Genomic DNA, 18,058 nt, shown 5'->3' on the forward strand with positions numbered 1-18,058 from the left:
GGCATAGTAAATCTACGCGCGTAGGGCTACACTCCCGCAATGGAGAAGCAGATCCCCGCCGCCGCGGGCACCACCGGCCCCCGCATCCCCACGCCCAACCAGATCGCCCGTGCCCCGAAGGTGCTCCTGCACGACCACCTCGATGGCGGGCTGCGCCCCGAGACCATCGTCGAGCTGGCCGCGGCCTGCGGTTACGAGGGGCTCCCGACCACGGACCCGAAGGAGCTCGGCGTCTGGTTCCGCGAGGCCGCCGACTCCGGCTCCCTCGTCCGGTACCTGGAGACCTTCGCGCACACCTGTGCGGTCATGCAGACCCGGGACGCGCTGATCAAGGTCGCCGCCGACTGCGCCGAGGACCTCGCCGCCGACGGCGTCGTGTACGCCGAGGTGCGTTACGCCCCCGAGCAGCACCTCGACGCCGGGCTGACCCTCGACCAGGTCGTCGAGGCCGTCAACGAGGGCTTCCGCCTCGGTGAGGCCAACGCCCGCGCGAACGGCCACCGCATCCGCGTCGGCACCCTGCTCACCGCGATGCGGCACGCCGCCCGCTCGCAGGAGATCGCCGAGCTGGCCAACCGCTACCGCGACCACGGCGTCGTCGGCTTCGACATCGCGGGCGCCGAGGCGGGGCACCCGCCGACCCGGCACCAGGGCGCCTTCGACTATCTCAAGGGCGAGAACAACCACTTCACCATCCACGCCGGTGAGGCGTTCGGCCTGCCGTCGATCTGGGAGGCCCTGCAGTGCTGCGGCGCCGACCGCCTCGGCCACGGCGTCCGGATCATCGACGACATCACGGTCAACGAGGACGGTAGCGTCGAGCTCGGCCGGCTGGCCGCGTACGTGCGTGACAAGCGCGTCCCGCTGGAGATGTGCCCGACCTCCAACCTCCAGACGGCGGCGGCGACTTCGTACGCCGAGCACCCGATCGGGCTGCTCAGCCGGCTGAAGTTCCGGGTCACCGTCAACACCGACAATCGGCTGATGAGCGGCACCAGCATGAGTCAGGAGTTCGGCCACCTGGTGGAGGCCTTCGGCTACACCCTGGGCGACATGGAGTGGTTCACCGTGAACGCCATGAAGTCGGCGTTCCTGCCCTTCGACGAGCGGCTCGCGATGATCAACGACGTGATCAAGCCGGGCTACGCCGAGCTCAAGGCGGAGTGGCTGTTCAGCGCCTGATCCAGGGGTCGGTGCGGGGGTGCGGGCTGTTGCCCGCACCCCCGTAGTGCGTCTGTCGGATGGTCGGACAACTCCCTCACAAGAGTGACGCGCCTTTGATCCGGGCCCGACCTTGTCACTACGGTGTGCCAGTCAATGCTGACACGGTGTAGCGGCTGGCGATCTCACTGCGCGTCCGCACGCCGGCCACCGACGAGGACTTGAGGACCAACTCATGAACAAGGCCACTCTGAAGGCTGCCGGGACTGCTGCGCTCGGTGTTGCGATGGCAGCCGTGGCTGCCGGCTCCGCCGCTGCCGCCCCGGTCGCCCCGGGCGGGCTCGGCCTCCCCACCGGCGCGCTGGAGCACTCGGGCGCGCTCACGGGTGCGGCCACCCACGCGGCCTCCAGCCTCCCGGCGACCGCGCCCGTCACCCAGGCCGTCGGCAACCTGAACCCGGGCGTCGCCAACGCGCTCACCCCGCCGGCCGGCGAGCAGGCCCCCGCCGCTCAGGCCGCCCCGGCGCCCGCCGCCGCGCACGCCCCGATGGCGGCACCCGCCGCCGCCCCGGCCGCCGCCCCCGTCGCACCGGAGCAGGCCGACCCCTCGCTGGCCGAGGACTCGGCCGCCGCCCCGATGGGCGCCGGTGTCGGCAACCGCGCCCTGCCGATCCCCGGCGGCGACGCGCTCGGCCACCTCCCGGGCGGCAGCGCCCTCGGCGGCCTGCCCCTCCCGGGCATCGGCGGCTGACACCCGCACGCAGAACGGCCGAAGGCCGCCCCGTCGAGGGCGGCCTTCGGCCGTTGTACGTCCAGGTGTCCTGGCTCCTGGCGTCCTGGCTCCTGGTGTCACGGCTCCTGGGGGAGCAGCAGCCAGAGCGCCAGGTAGATCAGGAACTGCGGGCCGGGCAGCAGGCACGAGACCAGGGCCAGGATGCGCACCGTCCAGGGCGAGAGCCCGAAGCGGGCGGCGAGACCGGCGCAGACACCGGCGATGATGCGGTTGTGACGAGGACGGGCAAGGGCGCTCATGATCTCTCCCGGAGAGTCTCGGCCCGGTGCCGGACTCTCCGGTGGGCATGACTCAATCCTCCGCTCAACGCCCGCCAGGAGCGTCACCCCTACTGCCGATCCCGCCCCTGAACCTCTCCCCGGTACGGCGTACACACGTCTCAGGGATGCCCTCAGGGGCGCCCCCGAGAACCGCCCTCTCAACCTTGTGGACGGTCAGCCCGGGGGGTGCGTAGTCTGCGGCGGTCTCCACGCGTGATCGCCATGCGCGGCCTGCATGCGCGGTCTCCAGGCGTGGTCGACGTCGTGGACGGACCGATGGGGGATGTAGTGAGTTCTGGTTTCGATGGTGCTGCGCCGCGTGCGCTGGCCTACAGCGGGCTGGTTGCCGACCCGCGACCGCTGGCCTGGGCGGCGCAGGGGTTGATCGCCGCACAGACGGTGGCGCAGCTCGTGCTGGCGGCGAAGGGTGGGACGCGGTCCGCCTTCTTCGTGCAGAGCACGCCGCTCTCGGTACTGCTGTTTCTTGCCACCATCGTGGTCTTCGTCTGCTGGTTCCGGCGCTGCCGCCGGAACGCCGAGCACTTCGCGCCCGGGACGCACCGGCATTCGGCAGGGTTCGCCGTCGGTGGGTGGTTCATCCCCGTGGTCTGGCTCTGGCTGCCTCGGCGGGTGGCGTTGGACATCTGGCGTGCGGGCAGCCCGGTCGGCGGCGTGTGGCTGATCAACCTGTGGTGGGCCGCCTGGCTCGCCAAGAACCTCGGCGGTGCGATCGCCACGCGGTTCGAGGCGCACCCGAACGGTTATGCCTCCTACGACGTGGTGGTCGGCGTCGTCGCCGCAGTGCTGGCGATCCTGGTGGTCCGCCAGATCACGGCGGGTCAGGACGCGAAGGTCCGGAGCGACCTGGCCGGGCTGTCGTTCGCCCCGACAGTCGCCGGCTGACCGCTCCCACGCGGGTCATGTGCTGTGTTGCTCGCCGTGTGCGCCTTGGTCTCCGGCGGCAGGCGGCGGAGCAGGACGGCTCGGGAGAGCGGGACGAGCGAGAGGTGGCAGAGCGCCACCCCGAGTGTGCCGAGGACGATGTCGTCGACGTTCAGGACATGGCCCGGTGTCCAGCCCTCGAAGATCTCCAGCCCGGTGGCCAGCAGCGCCGCGCCGCCCACCGTACGGAGGAAGGAGAGCAGCATCGGCGCGCGTAGTCGTCCCCCCGCTAGCGGCAGCAGCAAACCTAGCGGCGCTAGCGGCAGTAGCCCGGCGGCCAGCTGCTCGGCCCCCGCCAGGCCGCCGAGCCGGAAGGCCTGCCCGACGGAGGCAAAGGGGGTCAGGTTGGCCGGGTAGGTCCAGCCGACGGCGAGCGGCCGCAGGCTCAGCCAGGTCAGCAGGCAGAGGTGGAGGGCCAGCAGTGCGACTCCGACGGCCCGCAGCCGAGGGGAGACCGCAGGTGCGGACGGGTTGTCGGTCCCGCACCCGGGCTTTCTGGTCGCGCCATCTCCGTGCACGGGCTTCAAGACGCGGGGTGGGGGCCGGACGGTTCCGTACCCGGCCGGTCAGGGGCAGTGCGAGGGCGAAGGGCTGGCGCTGAAGACGCTCTCGGGGCTCTTCGACGGGCTCGGACGGGCCGTGCCGAAGGGGAGCACGGTGGGCGCCGAGCGCTGCGGGGCCGGGGTGACGACTGCTTCGGGTACGTGCAGCGGGCTCGGGCAGGCCGTCCGGCTGGCGGGCGCGCCCGCGTCGACCGGGACGGCGGTCGGGCGGATGCCGCAGCCGCTCAGGGCGACCAGGGCGGCGCCCAGGCCGAGTGCGGCGAGCAAGGAGCGGGAGCGGTGGGTCATGGGGTGCTCTCCTGCCCGGCGACGGGCGGGTGAAGGGGGAGGGTGAGGGTGAAGACGGCGCCGGTCTCCCCGTTGGCGGCGGTGATGGTGCCGCCGTGGATCTGGGCGTTGGCCATCGCGATGGAGAGACCGAGGCCGCTGCCCTCGGAGCGGGCACGGCCCTTGTCGGCCTTGTAGAAGCGGTCGAAGACGTGCGGCAGGACGTCCTCGGGGATGCCGGGGCCGCTGTCGGAGACCTCGACGACGACCTCCTCCTCGGTCTGCCGGACCTTCACCCGGACCGGTGAGCCGCCGTGCTTGAGCGCGTTGCCGATCAGATTGGCGAAGACCACGTCGAGCCGGCGCGGGTCGATCACGGCCAGCACCCCGCGCGGGGCGTCCAGCTCGACCGCGTCGTACCAGGCCCGCCCGTCGATGCAGGACATGATCAGATCCGCGATGTCGACCTCGTCCGCGACGAGCTTGGCGGTGCCCGCGTCGAAGCGGGTGACCTCCATCAGGTTCTCCACCAGATCGGAGAGCCGCCTCGTCTCGCTGACCACCAGCTGGACGGCCGGGGCGATCATCGGGTCCAGGGTGTCGGCCTCGTCCTCCAGGATGTCGGTGACGGCCGTCATCGCCGTCAGCGGCGTCCGCAGCTCGTGCGACATGTCGGCGACGAACCGCCGGCTCTGCGCCTCGCGCGCGCTGAGCTCCTCCACCTGGGCGCCGAGCGAAGCCGCCGTCCGGTTGAACGTCCGTGCCAGATCGGCGAGTTCGTCACTGCCCTCGACCTCCAGTCGGGTGTCGAGGCGCCCCTCGCCGAGCTGTCGCGCGGCCTCCCCGAGCCGCCGGACCGGGCGCAGCACGGTCGACGACGCGGCCTGCGCGAGCAGCGCCGAGCCGATCAGGGACAGCAGCGTCGCGATCGCCAACGACCAACCGAGCGTGTTGAGATCGACCCGCTCGTTGTCGAGCGACTTGAACATGTACGCCGTCGGCCCGGTCGGCGCCACCTTGCTGCCGCCGACCAGGTACGGATGGCCTTCGAGGTTCACCCGCTGCCAGTAGAGGTGGTAGGCGAAGGAGTTGTGCGAACCGACCTCGCGCGGCGTGCTCACCGCACTGCGCAGCGCGGGCGGCACCTGGGCCAGCGTGAAGTGCCCCGGATCCGAGGAGGCGGTGCAGCCGGGCTGCGCCTCGTCGGTCACCACCACCTGGTAGTTGAGGCCGGAGGTCGCCACCATGCCTGCCAGGTTGGCGAGTTCGGCGCAGGTCGCGTTCAGCGGCAGGTCCGAGACATTGCGGGTCAGGGAGCCCCGGAAGTCCCGCAGAGCAGTGTCCTGGGCACGCTTGAGCACCGCGTCGCGGTTCAGCCAGTAGGCGATGCCGGAGGCGGAGACGGCGGTGGTGAGGGCGACGGCGGCGAACACCGCGATCAGCCGCACCCGCAGGGAGCGCAGGTGCCGCCAGCGCAGTGAGCGCGGCAGCCGGGGGGTCTGCGGGTCGGTCAACGCGTCGTCACCATCGTCGAGTCGGGGCAAGGAGATCAGGGGAGGGGAGTTGGGAGGGGGATCAGGCCTGGTTCGGCGGGTCGAGGCGGTAGCCGACCCCGCGTACGGTGCGGATCAGCGTCGGCGCCGAGGGCACGTCCTCGACCTTCGCCCGGAGCCGCTGCACGCAGGCGTCCACCAGTCTCGAGTCACCCAGGTAGTCGTGCTCCCAGACCAGCCGCAGCAGCTGCTGCCGGGAGAGCGCCTGGCCCGGCCTGCGGCTCAGTTCGAGGAGCAACCGCAGCTCGGTGGGCGTGAGTTGGAGGTCCTCGCCGTCCTTCGTCACGGTCATCGCGGAGCGGTCGATCACCACGCTGCCGTAGACGGAGGAGTCGGAGCTCTCCCGCTCGCCGCGCCGCAGCACGGCCCGGATGCGGGCGTCCAGCACGCGCGGCTGCACCGGCTTGACGACGTAGTCGTCCGCGCCGGACTCCAGCCCGACCACGACGTCGATGTCGTCGGAGCGCGCGGTCAGCAGGATGATCGGCAGCTGGTCGGTCCGCCGGATGCGACGACAGACCTCGAAGCCGTCGATGCCCGGCAGCATCACGTCCAGCACGATCAGGTCCGGCCGTTGCTCCTTGAAGAGCTTCAGGCCGTCCTCGCCCGAGGCGGCGGCGGCCACGCGGTGGCCCTGGCGGGTGAGGGCGAGTTCGAGGCCGGTCCGGATGGCGTCGTCGTCCTCGATCAGAAGGAGGAAAGGCACGCGCTCATTCTGGCCCACGCAGCGCCACTGTCCACCCACCCGGGGGCACCCGCCCGGCCCTGGAACCGTCCCGGCCCCGGAGGCGTCCCCTCCGGTGAGCGTGAGGTACGGACCAAAGTCCCCTCCGCTGTGACAGCCCTGTGACAGTCGGCGGACAGCGCCAAGACGACGGCCCGGCAGGATTCTGTCTGTCGCCGGAGAACGGGCCAGCCAGAACGGCCCCGACGAAGGCGGCGGAGAAGGATCCGCTCGTACCGACCATGGGGGTGCACGATGAACGCCACGCTCAAGTCCCGCAACACCGCGGGCATTCGCACGATGCGTTCGTCGACTCGCACGCACTTCGAGGTACGGAAGGACGAGACCTCCGGTGCCGTGGTCGTACGGGGGTGCGCACACAGCACCGGGAGCAGGGCGGGGGCGTCGCACGTGGTCGGCCGCGCGGGGGGCGCGGCCGGTCGCGAGGCGGCCGGTACCACTCTGCTTCGCCTGGCGCCGGTCCAGCCCGTAAAGGGTGTTGAGCCCGTCCAGCAGGCAGTGGTCCCGGCAGTCGTTCCGGCCGAGCAGCCGGTCGTCGCGGACGAGCACATCCAGGAGTTCACGGCGTACGTCCGTGAGCGCCGGGCCTCGCTCTACGCCACCGCCTACCACCTGACCGGCGACCGCTTCGAGGCCGAGGACCTGCTGCAGAGCGCGCTCTTCAGCACGTACCGGGCCTGGGGCCGGATCACCGACAAGGCCGCGGTCGGGGGCTACCTCCGCCGCACCATGACCAACCTGCACATCTCCGCCTGGCGCCGCCGCAAGCTCAACGAGTACCCCACCGAGGAACTCCCCGAGACGGTCGGCGACACGGACGCGATGGGCGGCACCGAGCTGCGGGCCGTGCTCTGGCAGGCGCTCGCCAAGCTGCCCGAGAACCAGCGCACGATGCTGGTGCTGCGCTACTACGAAGGCCGCACCGACCCGGAGATCGCCGACGTGCTCAACATCAGCGTCGGCACGGTGAAGAGCAGCATCTGGCGCGCACTGCGCCGGCTGCGCGACGACGAGCAGCTGAACCGCACCGGTGACACCGTGTTCGCGTTCGGCGAGCTGGTCGCCTGAGGCGGCCGACAGAGACTCCCGTCGGGGGACGGGTGAACGGCTGAGGGAGTTCGACCGACTGCTCGGGGGAGCGGCGGCCGACGGGGGAAGCCCCCAGCCGAACGTGGGGCCCGGTGCCGGGGAGAGGCACCGGGCCCCACGTTGTGTCGCCCGTCGTGTCTGGTCGTGTCGCTGCCGGGCCTCCCCGGGTGGTCGGGTTAAGGTCTGGACCATCTGTACAGGCTCATCGGGGGGTATTCGTCGTGTCCAGAATCATCACCACAGCCATGCCCGCGCACGGGCACACCATGCCGCTGCTCGCCGTCACCGCCGACCTGGTGGCCCGGGGGCACGAGGTGGTCTTCCTGGGAGGGGCCCGGTTCGCGGGGGCGGCCGAGGCGGCGGGGGCCCGGTTCGTCGCACTGCCACCCGAGGCGGACTTCGACGACCGGAGGATCAACGACCACTTCCCCGGACGGTCCGAACTCCCGCCCGGCCCGCAGCGCCTGGTCTTCGACGCGAAGCACATCTTCACCGACCCGGCCCCGGCGCAGTACCGCGCGCTGCGTGAGCTGCTGGCCGGATTCCCGGCCGAGGCCGTGATCAGCGACAGCTTCTTCCTCGGTACGCAGGCCCTCGCGGTGGCGCACCCGAAGGGCGAACGCCCGGCCGTCGTCAACGTCGGGATCACCCCGCCGATGATGCGGAGCGTGGACACCGCGCCCTTCGGTCTCGCGCTGCCGCCCCAGCCCGGCGAGGAGGGCCGGGCCCGCAACCGGGCGCTGAACGCCGAGATGGAGCAGCGCGGCGAGCCGCTCCGGCAGTACGCCGCCGAGGTCTTCGCGAGCATCGGCGTCACCATGCCCGAGGGGCCCCGCAGCAACTGGGCGGTCACCGTGCCGGACCACTACCTCCAGCTCACCGTGCCCGGCTTCGAGTACCCGCGCAGTGATGCCCCGGCCGGTTTCCGGTTCGTCGGCGCACTGTCTACCCCGGCTGGCGCGGGTAATGAACTCCCGGACTGGTGGCCGGAGTTGGAGGACGGACGGCCGGTGGTGGTGGTGACCCAGGGCACCCTGGCGAACGACGACCTGACCGAGCTGGTGGCCCCCGCCGTCCGCGCCCTGGCGGGGCGCGACGTGCTGGTGGTCGCCGCCACCGCGCGCCCGGACGGGCCGCAGGAGCTGGCCGCGGTGCTCGGCCGGCTCCCCGCCAACTGCCGGGCGGTGGGGTACGTACCGTTCGACCGGCTGCTGCCGCACGCGGACGTGCTGGTCAGCAACGGCGGGTACGGCGGCGTGCAGACGGCCCTGCGGTACGGGGTGCCGCTGGTGGTCGCGGGGGCCGGGGAGGACAAGCCTGAGGTCGCGGCCCGGGTGCGGTGGAGCGGTGTCGGCGTGGACCTGCGTACCGGGCGCCCGTCCGAGGCGGACCTCCGCACGGCGGTCGACCAGGTGCTCCGGGGTGCGGACTACCGCGAGCGGGCCGAGGCGCTCAGTGCCGAGCTGCGGGCGCACAGTCCGTTCGACGCCATCGCGGAGCTGGTGGCCGGGCTCGGCTGACCGATGACGACCGCTCGATGTCAGCTGACAGATTTCAATATCTGTCAGCTGACATCGGTCGACTGAGAACCGTCGACCGAGATCGGTCAGCTGAGAACCGTCAGCGACCCGATGCTCTCCGGCCGCAGCGCCGCCACCGCGCGGACCCGGCGCTCGGCCTCGGCCCCCGCACACGCGTACGCGCCAAGCTCGACCTGCCGACCGACGATGCCGCGCTCGGCCCGCATCAGCCGCCAGCCGCGCCGCAGCAGGTACGGCACGGACTTGCGGCCCTCGCGCACGTCCCGCCGGAACCGCCGCCAGGCGGTGGTCAGCGGCTGGTTGCGCAGGCAGATCGCGTCCCCGAGCAGCCCTTCGGCCGCGCACTGCCCGACCAGCTCGGCGGCGAAGATGCCCTCGGCGATGAAACCGGCGGCACCGGCCAGGTCGAAGCTCTGGGTGCCGACCCGCCCGTTGTCGGGGATCGAGTACACCGGCACCTCGGTGCGGCCGGTGCTGGTGAGTTCGCGGATCGCCGCGAGCGCCTGTTCGCGGTGCCAGGAGAGCGGCGAGTCCCAGTCCGTCCCGCTGCCGTCGGCGAACTCCGGCAGGGTGGGGTCGTCGCCGTCCTTGTAGAAGTCGTCGAGCTGGAGCACCGGCAGCCCGGTCCGGGCGGCGAGCGAGGACTTCCCCGACCCGGAGGGCCCGGAGAGCAGCACGACCAGGGCGCGGGCGGTCAGGGCGGGGTTCAGCAGGGAGTCACTCACGAGACACCAGTCTGACGCATCCACCCCCGAAGCCGAAACCGGTCGGTAGCGAGATCTTCCGGCCGCACGACGGGCCGGAGGGCGGCAGGGCGGGCCCCCACCCTGCCGCTGCTACGGCCGCGCAAGCACCCGCCGCAGCAGCGGCAGGTACCGGTGGTGCGCCTGGAACTCCACCGTGGGCGCCCCGCCCGGTGGCCGGTACGTGGCGACGGGCCACTCGGTGTTCCCGCCCTCGGCGGTGCGGAAGCTGCCCCCGACGGCCAGCGTCCGGCACTGCTGCCCGCGCGCCTCGAAGACGGCCTTGCCGCCGCCGGTGAACCGCAGGCCGCCGTCGGCGAACGAGGACTCCTGCGGTGCGCGCGCCGAGCAGGGGACGCGTACGGGCTTGCCCGCCGTCAGGCGGCGCTCGGCGCGGTGCACCTGGGCGGCGCGCAGTCCGCTGTCGACGCCGACCCCCAGCAGGTCGCCGATGATCTCCCACACGGTGTTGTGCCCCCATCGCCTGAAAAGCGTCCAAAAAGCGTTCGGTACAAGAAGTACCGCAGGTGGGAGGCGTCGGGCGCCCCCCGATCGGCTGGAGCCGGGTCCGCCCCAAGAGCGACGGACCCGCACCAGGGGGGGAGAGGTGCGGGTCCGTCTAGGCACGTCCGGGCCCCTGGGGGGGGTAGGGGCACTGGGGACGGCCAGTCTTTGGAGTTGTGACCTGCGGGCTGCCGAGGAGTCAGATCCCCATCGGGTGCCAGACCGTCTTGGTCTCCAGGAAGGAGAGTAGCCGGTCCGTTCCGGGCGCATTGGTCCAGTCCAGGACGGTCGGGTCGACCGCCGGGCGGATGACTCGCTTCAGAGTATCCGCGGCGGACGCCTCCAGGGCGGCAGCCGCGCCGGGGCCATCGGTGTCGATCGCGCCAGCCAGGTCGAGACCGTTGACGTCCTGGTGCGAGGCCAGCGTCGGGGCGATGTCCGCCGTGCGGCCGGAGATGATGTTGACCACGCCGCCCGGCAGGTCGGAGGTGGCGAGCACCTCGCCGAACGAGAGCGCGGGCAGCGGGGCACCGGCCGCCGCGGCGACGACCACGGTGTTGCCGGTGGCGATCGCCGGGGCGATCACCGAGACCAGGCCGAGCAGCGAGTGCCCGTACCCGGTCTGCGGCGCGACGATGCCGATGACGCCGCTCGGCTCGGGCACGGAGAGGTTGAAGTACGGCCCCGCGACGGGGTTGGACCCGCCGACGATCTGCGCGACCTTGTCCGTCCAGCCCGCGTACCAGACCCAGCGGTCGATGGCCTGCTCGACCAGTGCGGCGGCCTTCTTGCCGCCGATGCCCTCGGCGGCGGCCACCTCGGCGGCGAACTGCTCGCGACGGCCCTGGAGCATCTCCGCGACGCGGTAGAGCACCTGGCCACGGTTGTAGGCCGTGGTCCCGGACCAGCCCTTGACCGCCGCGCGGGCGGCGAGCACCGCATCGCGGGTGTCCTTGCGGGTGCCGAGCGGGGCGTTGGCCACGAACTGGCCCTTGCTGTCCGACACCTCGTACACCCGCCCGCTCTCGGAGCGCGGGAACTTCCCGCCGACGTACAACTTGTAGGTCTTGAGGACGTCAAGACGGAGCGACTCAGACATCGAGGTAGGCCTCCAGACCGTGCCGGCCACCCTCGCGGCCGTAGCCCGACTCCTTGTAGCCGCCGAACGGCGAGGTCGGGTCGAACTTGTTGAAGGTGTTGGCCCACACCACGCCGGCCTTGAGCTGGTTCGCCATCCAGAGGATGCGCGAGCCCTTCTCCGTCCAGATGCCGGCGGAGAGCCCGTACGGGGTGTTGTTGGCCTTCTCGACCGCCTCGGTGGGCGTGCGGAAGGTCAGCACCGAGAGCACCGGGCCGAAGATCTCCTCGCGGGCGATCCGGTGGGCCTGGCTGACGCCGGTGAACAGCGTCGGGCGGAACCAGTAGCCCGCGCCCGGCAGGTCGCAGGAGGGTGCCCAGCGCTCGGCGCCCTCGGCCTCGCCCGCCGCGGTCAGCTCGGTGATCCGGGCCAGCTGGGCGGCGGAGTTGATGGCGCCGATGTCGGTGTTCTTGTCCAGCGGGTCGCCGACCCGCAGGGTGCCCATCCGGCGCTTCAGCGCGTCGAGCAGCTCGTCCTGGATCGACTCCTGGACGAGCAGGCGCGAGCCCGCGCAGCAGACGTGGCCCTGGTTGAAGAAGATGCCGTTCACGATGCCCTCGACCGCCTGGTCGATCGGCGCGTCGTCGAAGACGATGTTCGCGGCCTTGCCGCCGAGCTCCAGCGAGAGCTTCTTGCGGGTGCCCGCGAGCTGCTTGGCGATCGCCCGGCCGACGGGGGTCGAGCCGGTGAAGGCGACCTTGTTGACGTCCGGGTGCGCGGTCAGCGCCGCGCCCGTCCGGCCGTCACCGGTGACGATGTTGACGACGCCCTTCGGCAGACCGGCCTGGCGGCAGATCTCGGCGAACCGCAGCGCGGTCAGCGGGGTCGTCTCGGCGGGCTTGAGCACCACGGTGTTGCCGGTGGCGAGCGCCGGGGCGATCTTCCAGGCCAGCATCAGCAGCGGGAAGTTCCACGGGATGACCTGGCCGGCCACGCCGAGCGGCTTCGGCGCGGCGCCGTACCCGGCGTAGTCGAGCTTGTCGGCCCAGCCCGCGTAGTAGAAGAAGTGTGCGGCGACCAGCGGGAGGTCGACGTCCCGCGTCTCGCGGATCGGCTTGCCGTTGTCGATCGACTCCAGCACGGCCAGCTCGCGCGAGCGCTCCTGGATGATCCGGGCGATCCGGAACAGGTACTTGGCGCGCTCGCTGCCCGGCAGCGCCGACCAGTCGGCGAAGGCCCGGCGGGCGGCGGCGACCGCGCGGTCGACGTCCTCCTCGGTGCCCTGGGCGAACTCGGCGAGCACCTGCTCGGTGGCCGGGTTGACGGTCTTCAGGGCCTCGCTGCCGCTGCTGTCGACGAACTCGCCGCCGATGAAGTGGCCGTACGAGGTCGCGATGTCGCCGGCGGCGGCGGGGGATTCGGGGGCCGGGGCGTACTCGAAGAGGCCGCCCTTGCGGACGGGCGCGTCGGTCGTCTTCTTGCTGTTCTTGGCCATGAGGGTCAGTCCACCGTCACGTAGTCGGGACCGGAGTACCGGCCGGTGGTGAGCTTCTGACGCTGCATCAGCAGGTCGTTGAGCAGGCTGGAGGCACCGAAGCGGAACCAGTGCGCGGAGAGCCAGTCGTCGCCGAGGGTCTCGTTCACCATGACGAGGTACTTCATGGCGTCCTTGGTGGTCTTGATGCCACCGGCGGGCTTCACGCCGATCTGGATGCCGGTCTGCTGCTTGAAGTCACGGACGGCTTCGAGCATCAGCAGGGTCACGGGCGGGGTCGCGTTGACGGCGACCTTGCCGGTGGAGGTCTTGATGAAGTCGGCGCCGGCGAGCATCGCCAGCCAGGAGGCGCGGCGCACGTTGTCGTACGTCTGCAGCTCGCCGGTCTCGAAGATGACCTTGAGGTGGGCGGCGGTGCCGTCGGGGCGCACGCACGCCTGTTTGACGGCGGTGATCTCGTCGAAGACCGACATGTAGCGGCCGGAGAGGAAGGCCCCCCGGTCGATCACCATGTCGATCTCGTCCGCCCCGGCCGCGACGGCGTCGGCGGTGTCGGCGAGCTTGACCGGCAGGGCCGCGCGGCCCGCCGGGAAGGCGGTGGCGACGGAGGCGACCTGGATCTCGGTCCCGGCCAGGGCCGCCTTGGCGGTGGCGACCATGTCCGGGTAGACGCAGATCGCGGCCACCCGGGGGGCGGTCAGGTCGGTCGGGTCGGGGTTTCGCCCCTTGGTGCACAGGGCGCGCACCTTGCCGACCGTGTCCGCGCCTTCCAGCGTGGTCAGGTCGATCATCGAGATCGCCAGGTCGATGGCGTACGCCTTCGCCGTGGTCTTGATCGAACGAGTGCCGAGGGTGGCGGCGCGGGCTTCCAGGCCGACGGCGTCGACGCCGGGCAGGCCGTGCAGGAAGCGGCGGAGCGAGGCCTCGGACGCCGCAACGTCCTGAAGGCCGCCGCCCGCAGCGCCGAGGGCATTGGCTGCAACAGTGGACATGGTCACAACCCCAGCATATCTACGCGCGTAGTCTCGCGCTAGTGGGGTGCGGCGTCCGATGCGGTTCCGATACCTCCCGGTACGCCCTTCGGCGGCACGGCCCAGGTACGGGCCAGGCACGGGCCAGGCACGGCCCGGGTACGGCCCAGGTACGGAGTGAACACGACCGGATCACGGTCAACTCTGGTCACGTGCCTCATGAGGCACAATCGGCCCCATGACCGAATCCGACGGCAAGCCCGACCCCGGCAGTGCCGCCTCCGAGCCGAAGTACGCCGACCGCGTGTACCGCTCCGTCCCCGGTGTGATCTCCGGTGCGCTGCTGCTGGTCGTGGCGGGTTGGCTGATCATCGATGCCGCCCTGACCGGCACCGGCCGGGTGCCGTGGATCGCGCTCGCCGCCGTCCCGGTCTTCGTCCCGCCGATCGTCGCCTACACGATCAGGCCGGTCGTCTACTCCAACAGCAGCCGCCTGCTGGTCCGCAACCCGCTGCGCACCGTCAAGGCTCCGTGGTCCTCGGTCGAGGGCCTGAAGTCGGGGTACTCGGTCGAGCTGTTCGCCGGTGGGAAGAGCTACCAGGTCTGGGCCGTCCCGGTCTCGATGCGGCAGCGCAAGCGCGCCAACCGGGTCAAGGTCAGGGCTGCGGCCGCCGGTGACCCGTCCACCGCCACCCCGGGTGTGCTGACGCCGACCCGCCGCCCCGTCCGAGCGGGCGAGTCGAACCCGACCCGCGCCTGGTCCGACCAGGTGGTCGACACCCTCCGGGAGACCGCTGAGCTCAACGCGGCCAACCCGGCGGCCGTGGGCGAGGTCTCCGTGCGCTGGTGCTGGTGGATCATCGCCCCGACCCTGCTCGGCCTGGTCGCCTTCATCACCCTCATCGCCGTCAGCTGACCCAGTCGTCAGCTGACCCGCCCGGCCGGGGGTGAGCCCCTGCCGGGCGGGCCAGGTGTCAGATGCCCGCAGCCGCCGCGAGGTCGCGCTTGATCGCGTCCAGCAGAGCGGCGGCCCGCTCACGGGTGCCGGCGAGGTCGGCCGCGGTGGGGACGGGGAGGACGACCTCCAGGTAGCACTTCAGCTTCGGCTCGGTGCCCGAGGGGCGGACGACGATCCGGGCCGAGCGGACGGCGTCCCCGGCCAGGTAGTAGCGGAGGCCGTCGGTCGGCGGCAGGTCGGCGGAGCCGGCCGTGAGGTCGTCGGCGCGGGTGACGCGCAGCCCGGCCAGCACGGTCGGCGGCTGCTCGCGCAGGCGCTGCATCGCGTCGGCGATCAGCGAGAGGTCCTCGACCCGGACGGAGAGCTGGCCGGTGGCGTGCAGGCCGTGCTCCAGGGCGAGGTCGTCCAGGAGGTCGGTCAGCGTGCGGCCGCTGCGCTTGAGCGTGGCGGCGAGTTCGGCGACGAGCAGGGCGGCGGTGATGCCGTCCTTGTCGCGGACGCCCTCCGGGTCGACGCAGTAGCCGAGCGCCTCCTCGTAGCCGTAGCGCAGGCCGTCGGCGCGGGCGATCCACTTGAAGCCGGTGAGCGTCTCGGCGTAGCCGACCCCGGCGGCGGCCGCGATCCGGCCGAGCAGGGTGGAGGAGACGATCGTGGTGGCGAAGGTGCCGGTGGCCCGCTTGGCGACCAGGGCCGAGCCGAGCAGCGCACCGACGTCGTCGCCGTGCAGCATCCGCCAGCCGCCGTCGTGGTCGGGCACGGCGACGGCGCAGCGGTCGGCGTCCGGGTCGTTGGCGATGATGATGTCGGGCCGGGCGGCCGCGGCGGTACGGAACGCGAGGTCCATCGCGCCCGGCTCCTCCGGGTTGGGGAAGGCGACGGTCGGGAAGTCCGGGTCGGGCTCGGCCTGCTCGGGGACGACCGTCGGGGCGGGGAAGCCGGCCTGCTCGAAGGCGGCGACGAGGACGTCCCGGCCGACGCCGTGCAGCGGGGTGTAGACGACCTCGAGGTCGCGCGGCCCGGCCGGGTCGACGACGGTGACGGCGCGGTTCAGGTACGCCTCGACGATGTCGTCGCCGAGCACCTCCCAGCCGCTCCCGGCGAGCGGCACCTCGGCCAGCGAGCCGATCGCGTCGATCTCGGCGGCGATCCCGGCGTCGGCGGGCGGCACGATCTGCGAGCCGTCGCCGAGGTAGACCTTGTAGCCGTTGTCCTGCGGCGGGTTGTGGCTCGCGGTGACGGTGACCCCGGCGGCGGCGCCGAGGTGGCGGATCGCGTACGCCAGCACGGGGGTGGGCAGCGGGCGCGGCAGCAGGGCGGCGCGCAGCCCGGCGCCGACCATGACGGCGGCGGTGTCGCGGGCGAAGTCGTACGACTTGTGGCGGGCGTCGTAGCCGATCACCACGAGGTCGCCGAGGCCCTGCTTGCGGACGTACGCGGCCAGCCCGGCGGCGGCGCGGATCACCACGGCGCGGTTCATCCGCATCGGGCCGGCGCCCAGCTCGCCGCGCAGGCCGGCGGTGCCGAACTGGAGGCGGTCGGCGAAGCGGTCGGCGAGCCGGGACCAGGCGAGCCGGTCCTCGGTGCGGCCCTCCGGGCCCTCGGCGGCGGCCAGCAGCCCGGCGAGCTCCTCGCGGGTCTGCGGGTCGGGGTCCTCGGCCAGCCAGGTCCGGGCCCGGAGGAGGAGGTCGGTGGTGGGTGCCTGCGCCATGGGTGCCAGCTCCATCTGAGGAATGGTGGACGGTGTCGCGGAATAACCGTACGTACTCGGACACCTCAGGGGCGCGTGGAACCGCGCGAGGCGGAAGACTGCTGCTCTGCTGTCTTCCGATGTCGCGCAGTTCCCCGCGCCCCTGAGGTGTCTGCTGTGCGGGAGTGCTAGATCCGCTCCAGGACCTTCGCGAGGAGTGCGCCCATCCGCTCGGCGCTGGCCTTGCCGGCCTCCAGCACCTCGGCGTGGTTGAGCGGCTCGCCGGTCATGCCGGCGGCGAGGTTGGTGACCAGGGAGATGCCGAGCACCTCGGCGCCGGCCTCGCGGGCGGCGATGGCCTCCAGCGTGGTGGACATGCCGACCAGCTCGCCGCCGATCACCCGGGCCATGTGGACCTCGGCCGGGGTCTCGTAGTGCGGGCCGCGGAACTGCACGTAGACGGCCTCGTCGAGGGAGGGGTCGACCTCGCGGCAGAGCCGGCGCAGCCGCGGCGAGTACAGGTCCGTCAGGTCGACGAAGTTCGCGCCGACGATCGGGGAGTCCGCCGTCAGGTTGATGTGGTCGCTGATCAGGACCGGCTGGCCGGGCACCCAGCCCTCGCGCAGGCCACCGCAGCCGTTGGTCAGCACGATGGTCTTGCAACCGGCGGCGGCGGCCGTGCGGACGCCGTGCACCACGGTGGCCACGCCGTGGCCCTCGTAGTAGTGGTTGCGGCCGAGGAAGATCAGGGCGCGCTTGTCGCCGATCTGGACGGACCGGATCTTGCCGGAGTGGCCCGCGACGGCGGGTGCCGGGAAGCCGGGGAGGTCCGTGACCGGGAATTCTGCGACGGTGTGGCCGAGCGCGTCGGCGGCCGGCACCCAGCCGGAGCCCATCACCAGGGCGACGTCGTGGCGCTCGGCGCCGGTCAGCTCGCGCAGGCGGGCGGCGGCGGCCTGGGCGGCGGCGTAGGGGTCGGTGGAGACGACCGACTGAGGAGTTGCGTTCACATCGCCGAGGATAGACGGCAATCGCCTACGCGCGTAGAACAAACCGCCCAAGCCATGCCGGATCGTTACCCGGTTGACCCGAAAAGACAGCCTCTGGCCGGATATCGGCCCTGCGGCTCGGAGATTCCTCCGTAGACACCTCGACCACCCCCTGCGACCGGCCTCAGCAGGGGCGTCGGCGCAGGTCGAGCACGTAGTCGTGCGGGGCGCCCGCACTCTCCGCCGCGTCCGCGATCAGCCCCAGGTAGCGCGCGGCGGGCAGGCCGCCCTCGTAGTCGTTGAGCACGTACGTCCAGACCGAGATGTCGCCGTCCAGGGTGTGCGCCCGCAGCTTGGTCTTCCGGTAGATGCCGAGCTGCACGCCCTCCCACCGGTCCAGCCCGTCCTCGTCCATCGGCGCGACGTCGTAGAGCGAGACGAAGACCTGCTCCTTCTCGTCCTCGACGACCGTCGCCAGCGAGCCCTCCCAGCCGAGGTGCTCGCCGCCGAAGGTGAGCCGCCAGCCGTCCAGCCAGCCGGTGCCGCGCAGTGGTGAGTGCGGGGCGCGCCGGCTCATCTGCCGGGCGTCGAGGTTGGTGGCGTACGCGGCGTAGAGGGGCATGGGCGTCAGCCTACGGGAGAGAGCGGCGGCGGCGGTCAACGGAAGTGTTCAGCGTCACATTCACCCCGATCCGGCATGCTCACCGCACGGTTGGCCC

At 72.1% G+C, this 18,058-nt stretch carries 19 protein-coding genes; 6 read left to right on the forward strand and 13 right to left on the reverse strand.

Annotated elements, in window-relative coordinates; genetic code table 11:
- Positions 1 to 39: 39 nt before the first annotated feature.
- Complete coding sequence (locus ACR68M_RS21705; RefSeq protein ID WP_441245770.1) at positions 40 to 1,182, forward strand: adenosine deaminase; 1,143 nt, start codon at positions 40 to 42, stop codon at positions 1,180 to 1,182.
- 214 nt (positions 1,183 to 1,396) lie between these two features.
- Complete coding sequence (locus tag ACR68M_RS21710) at positions 1,397 to 1,912, forward strand: hypothetical protein (protein WP_441245771.1); 516 nt, start codon at positions 1,397 to 1,399, stop codon at positions 1,910 to 1,912.
- 98 nt (positions 1,913 to 2,010) lie between these two features.
- Here ACR68M_RS21710 and ACR68M_RS21715 read toward each other — a convergent pair whose 3' ends face one another.
- Entirely contained in the window at positions 2,011 to 2,193 is a 183-nt protein-coding gene (locus tag ACR68M_RS21715) for a PspC domain-containing protein (RefSeq protein WP_441245772.1), read from the reverse strand.
- A 309-nt stretch (positions 2,194 to 2,502) separates the two neighbouring features.
- On the opposite strand from ACR68M_RS21715, the gene ACR68M_RS21720 reads away from it, so the two are divergent.
- Positions 2,503 to 3,117 carry a DUF4328 domain-containing protein gene (locus ACR68M_RS21720; protein WP_441245773.1) on the forward strand — a complete coding sequence of 205 codons (615 nt, stop codon included), beginning with the start codon at positions 2,503 to 2,505 and terminating at the stop codon, positions 3,115 to 3,117.
- Here ACR68M_RS21720 and ACR68M_RS21725 read toward each other — a convergent pair.
- The 4 genes from ACR68M_RS21725 to ACR68M_RS21740 all read right to left on the reverse strand — a co-directional run bounded on the left by ACR68M_RS21725 (position 3,054) and on the right by ACR68M_RS21740 (position 6,245).
- Positions 3,054 to 3,674, reverse strand: a complete 621-nt coding sequence (locus ACR68M_RS21725; protein ID WP_441251675.1) for a VanZ family protein — start codon at positions 3,672 to 3,674, stop codon at positions 3,054 to 3,056. The genes ACR68M_RS21720 and ACR68M_RS21725 overlap by 64 nt on opposite strands.
- 48 nt (positions 3,675 to 3,722) lie before the next feature.
- Positions 3,723 to 4,007, reverse strand: coding sequence for a hypothetical protein (locus tag ACR68M_RS21730; protein WP_441245774.1), 285 nt, complete (start codon positions 4,005 to 4,007; stop codon positions 3,723 to 3,725).
- A complete protein-coding gene (locus ACR68M_RS21735; RefSeq protein ID WP_441251676.1) occupies positions 4,004 to 5,500 on the reverse strand; it encodes an ATP-binding protein in 1,497 nt (498 codons plus the stop codon). The genes ACR68M_RS21730 and ACR68M_RS21735 overlap by 4 nt, the downstream gene beginning before the upstream one ends.
- A 61-nt stretch (positions 5,501 to 5,561) precedes the next feature.
- On the reverse strand, positions 5,562 to 6,245 hold the full coding sequence (locus ACR68M_RS21740; protein ID WP_441245775.1) for a response regulator: 684 nt from the start codon (positions 6,243 to 6,245) through the stop codon (positions 5,562 to 5,564).
- Positions 6,246 to 6,518: 273 nt separating this feature from the next.
- Between ACR68M_RS21740 and ACR68M_RS21745 the strand changes: the two genes are divergently transcribed.
- Together ACR68M_RS21745 and ACR68M_RS21750 are read left to right on the forward strand one after the other, a co-directional pair.
- Entirely contained in the window at positions 6,519 to 7,352 is an 834-nt protein-coding gene (locus tag ACR68M_RS21745; protein ID WP_441245776.1) for a SigE family RNA polymerase sigma factor, read from the forward strand.
- Positions 7,353 to 7,594: 242 nt separating this feature from the next.
- The gene (locus tag ACR68M_RS21750; RefSeq protein WP_441245777.1) at positions 7,595 to 8,893 is read left to right on the forward strand and encodes a nucleotide disphospho-sugar-binding domain-containing protein; all 1,299 of its coding nucleotides are present in this window, start codon (positions 7,595 to 7,597) and stop codon (positions 8,891 to 8,893) included.
- Between the two features lie 86 nt (positions 8,894 to 8,979).
- On the opposite strand, the gene ACR68M_RS21755 is transcribed toward ACR68M_RS21750, so the two are convergent.
- From ACR68M_RS21755 to deoC, 5 genes are all read right to left on the reverse strand, one after another.
- Entirely contained in the window at positions 8,980 to 9,639 is a 660-nt protein-coding gene (locus ACR68M_RS21755; protein WP_441245778.1) for an ATP-binding protein, read from the reverse strand.
- A 111-nt stretch (positions 9,640 to 9,750) separates the two neighbouring features.
- Entirely contained in the window at positions 9,751 to 10,122 is a 372-nt protein-coding gene (locus ACR68M_RS21760) for a hypothetical protein (RefSeq protein WP_441245779.1), read from the reverse strand.
- Positions 10,123 to 10,360: 238 nt separating this feature from the next.
- Entirely contained in the window at positions 10,361 to 11,260 is a 900-nt protein-coding gene (locus tag ACR68M_RS21765) for an aldehyde dehydrogenase family protein (protein WP_441245780.1), read from the reverse strand.
- On the reverse strand, positions 11,253 to 12,734 hold the full coding sequence (locus tag ACR68M_RS21770; protein ID WP_441245781.1) for an aldehyde dehydrogenase family protein: 1,482 nt from the start codon (positions 12,732 to 12,734) through the stop codon (positions 11,253 to 11,255). Before ACR68M_RS21770 ends, ACR68M_RS21765 begins: the two co-directional genes overlap by 8 nt.
- A gap of 5 nt (positions 12,735 to 12,739) precedes the next feature.
- On the reverse strand, positions 12,740 to 13,726 hold the full coding sequence (gene deoC, locus ACR68M_RS21775; RefSeq protein ID WP_441245782.1) for a deoxyribose-phosphate aldolase: 987 nt from the start codon (positions 13,724 to 13,726) through the stop codon (positions 12,740 to 12,742).
- A 217-nt stretch (positions 13,727 to 13,943) separates the two neighbouring features.
- On the opposite strand from deoC, the gene ACR68M_RS21780 reads away from it, so the two are divergent.
- Positions 13,944 to 14,621 carry a PH domain-containing protein gene (locus ACR68M_RS21780; protein WP_441245783.1) on the forward strand — a complete coding sequence of 226 codons (678 nt, stop codon included), beginning with the start codon at positions 13,944 to 13,946 and terminating at the stop codon, positions 14,619 to 14,621.
- A gap of 58 nt (positions 14,622 to 14,679) precedes the next feature.
- Here the strand turns inward: ACR68M_RS21780 and ACR68M_RS21785 are convergent, their stop codons facing one another.
- The 3 genes from ACR68M_RS21785 to ACR68M_RS21795 all read right to left on the reverse strand — a co-directional run bounded on the left by ACR68M_RS21785 (position 14,680) and on the right by ACR68M_RS21795 (position 17,961).
- On the reverse strand, positions 14,680 to 16,371 hold the full coding sequence (locus ACR68M_RS21785) for a phospho-sugar mutase (protein WP_441251677.1): 1,692 nt from the start codon (positions 16,369 to 16,371) through the stop codon (positions 14,680 to 14,682).
- 167 nt (positions 16,372 to 16,538) lie between these two features.
- Positions 16,539 to 17,360 (reverse strand): purine-nucleoside phosphorylase, encoded by an 822-nt coding sequence (locus ACR68M_RS21790; protein ID WP_441245784.1) that lies wholly within the window; start codon positions 17,358 to 17,360, stop codon positions 16,539 to 16,541.
- A 163-nt stretch (positions 17,361 to 17,523) separates the two neighbouring features.
- Positions 17,524 to 17,961, reverse strand: a complete 438-nt coding sequence (locus tag ACR68M_RS21795; RefSeq protein ID WP_441245785.1) for a gamma-glutamylcyclotransferase — start codon at positions 17,959 to 17,961, stop codon at positions 17,524 to 17,526.
- Positions 17,962 to 18,058 lie beyond the last annotated feature (97 nt).

Source organism: Kitasatospora sp. McL0602, assembly GCF_052076145.1.
In the GTDB taxonomy this organism is placed as follows: domain Bacteria; phylum Actinomycetota; class Actinomycetes; order Streptomycetales; family Streptomycetaceae; genus Kitasatospora.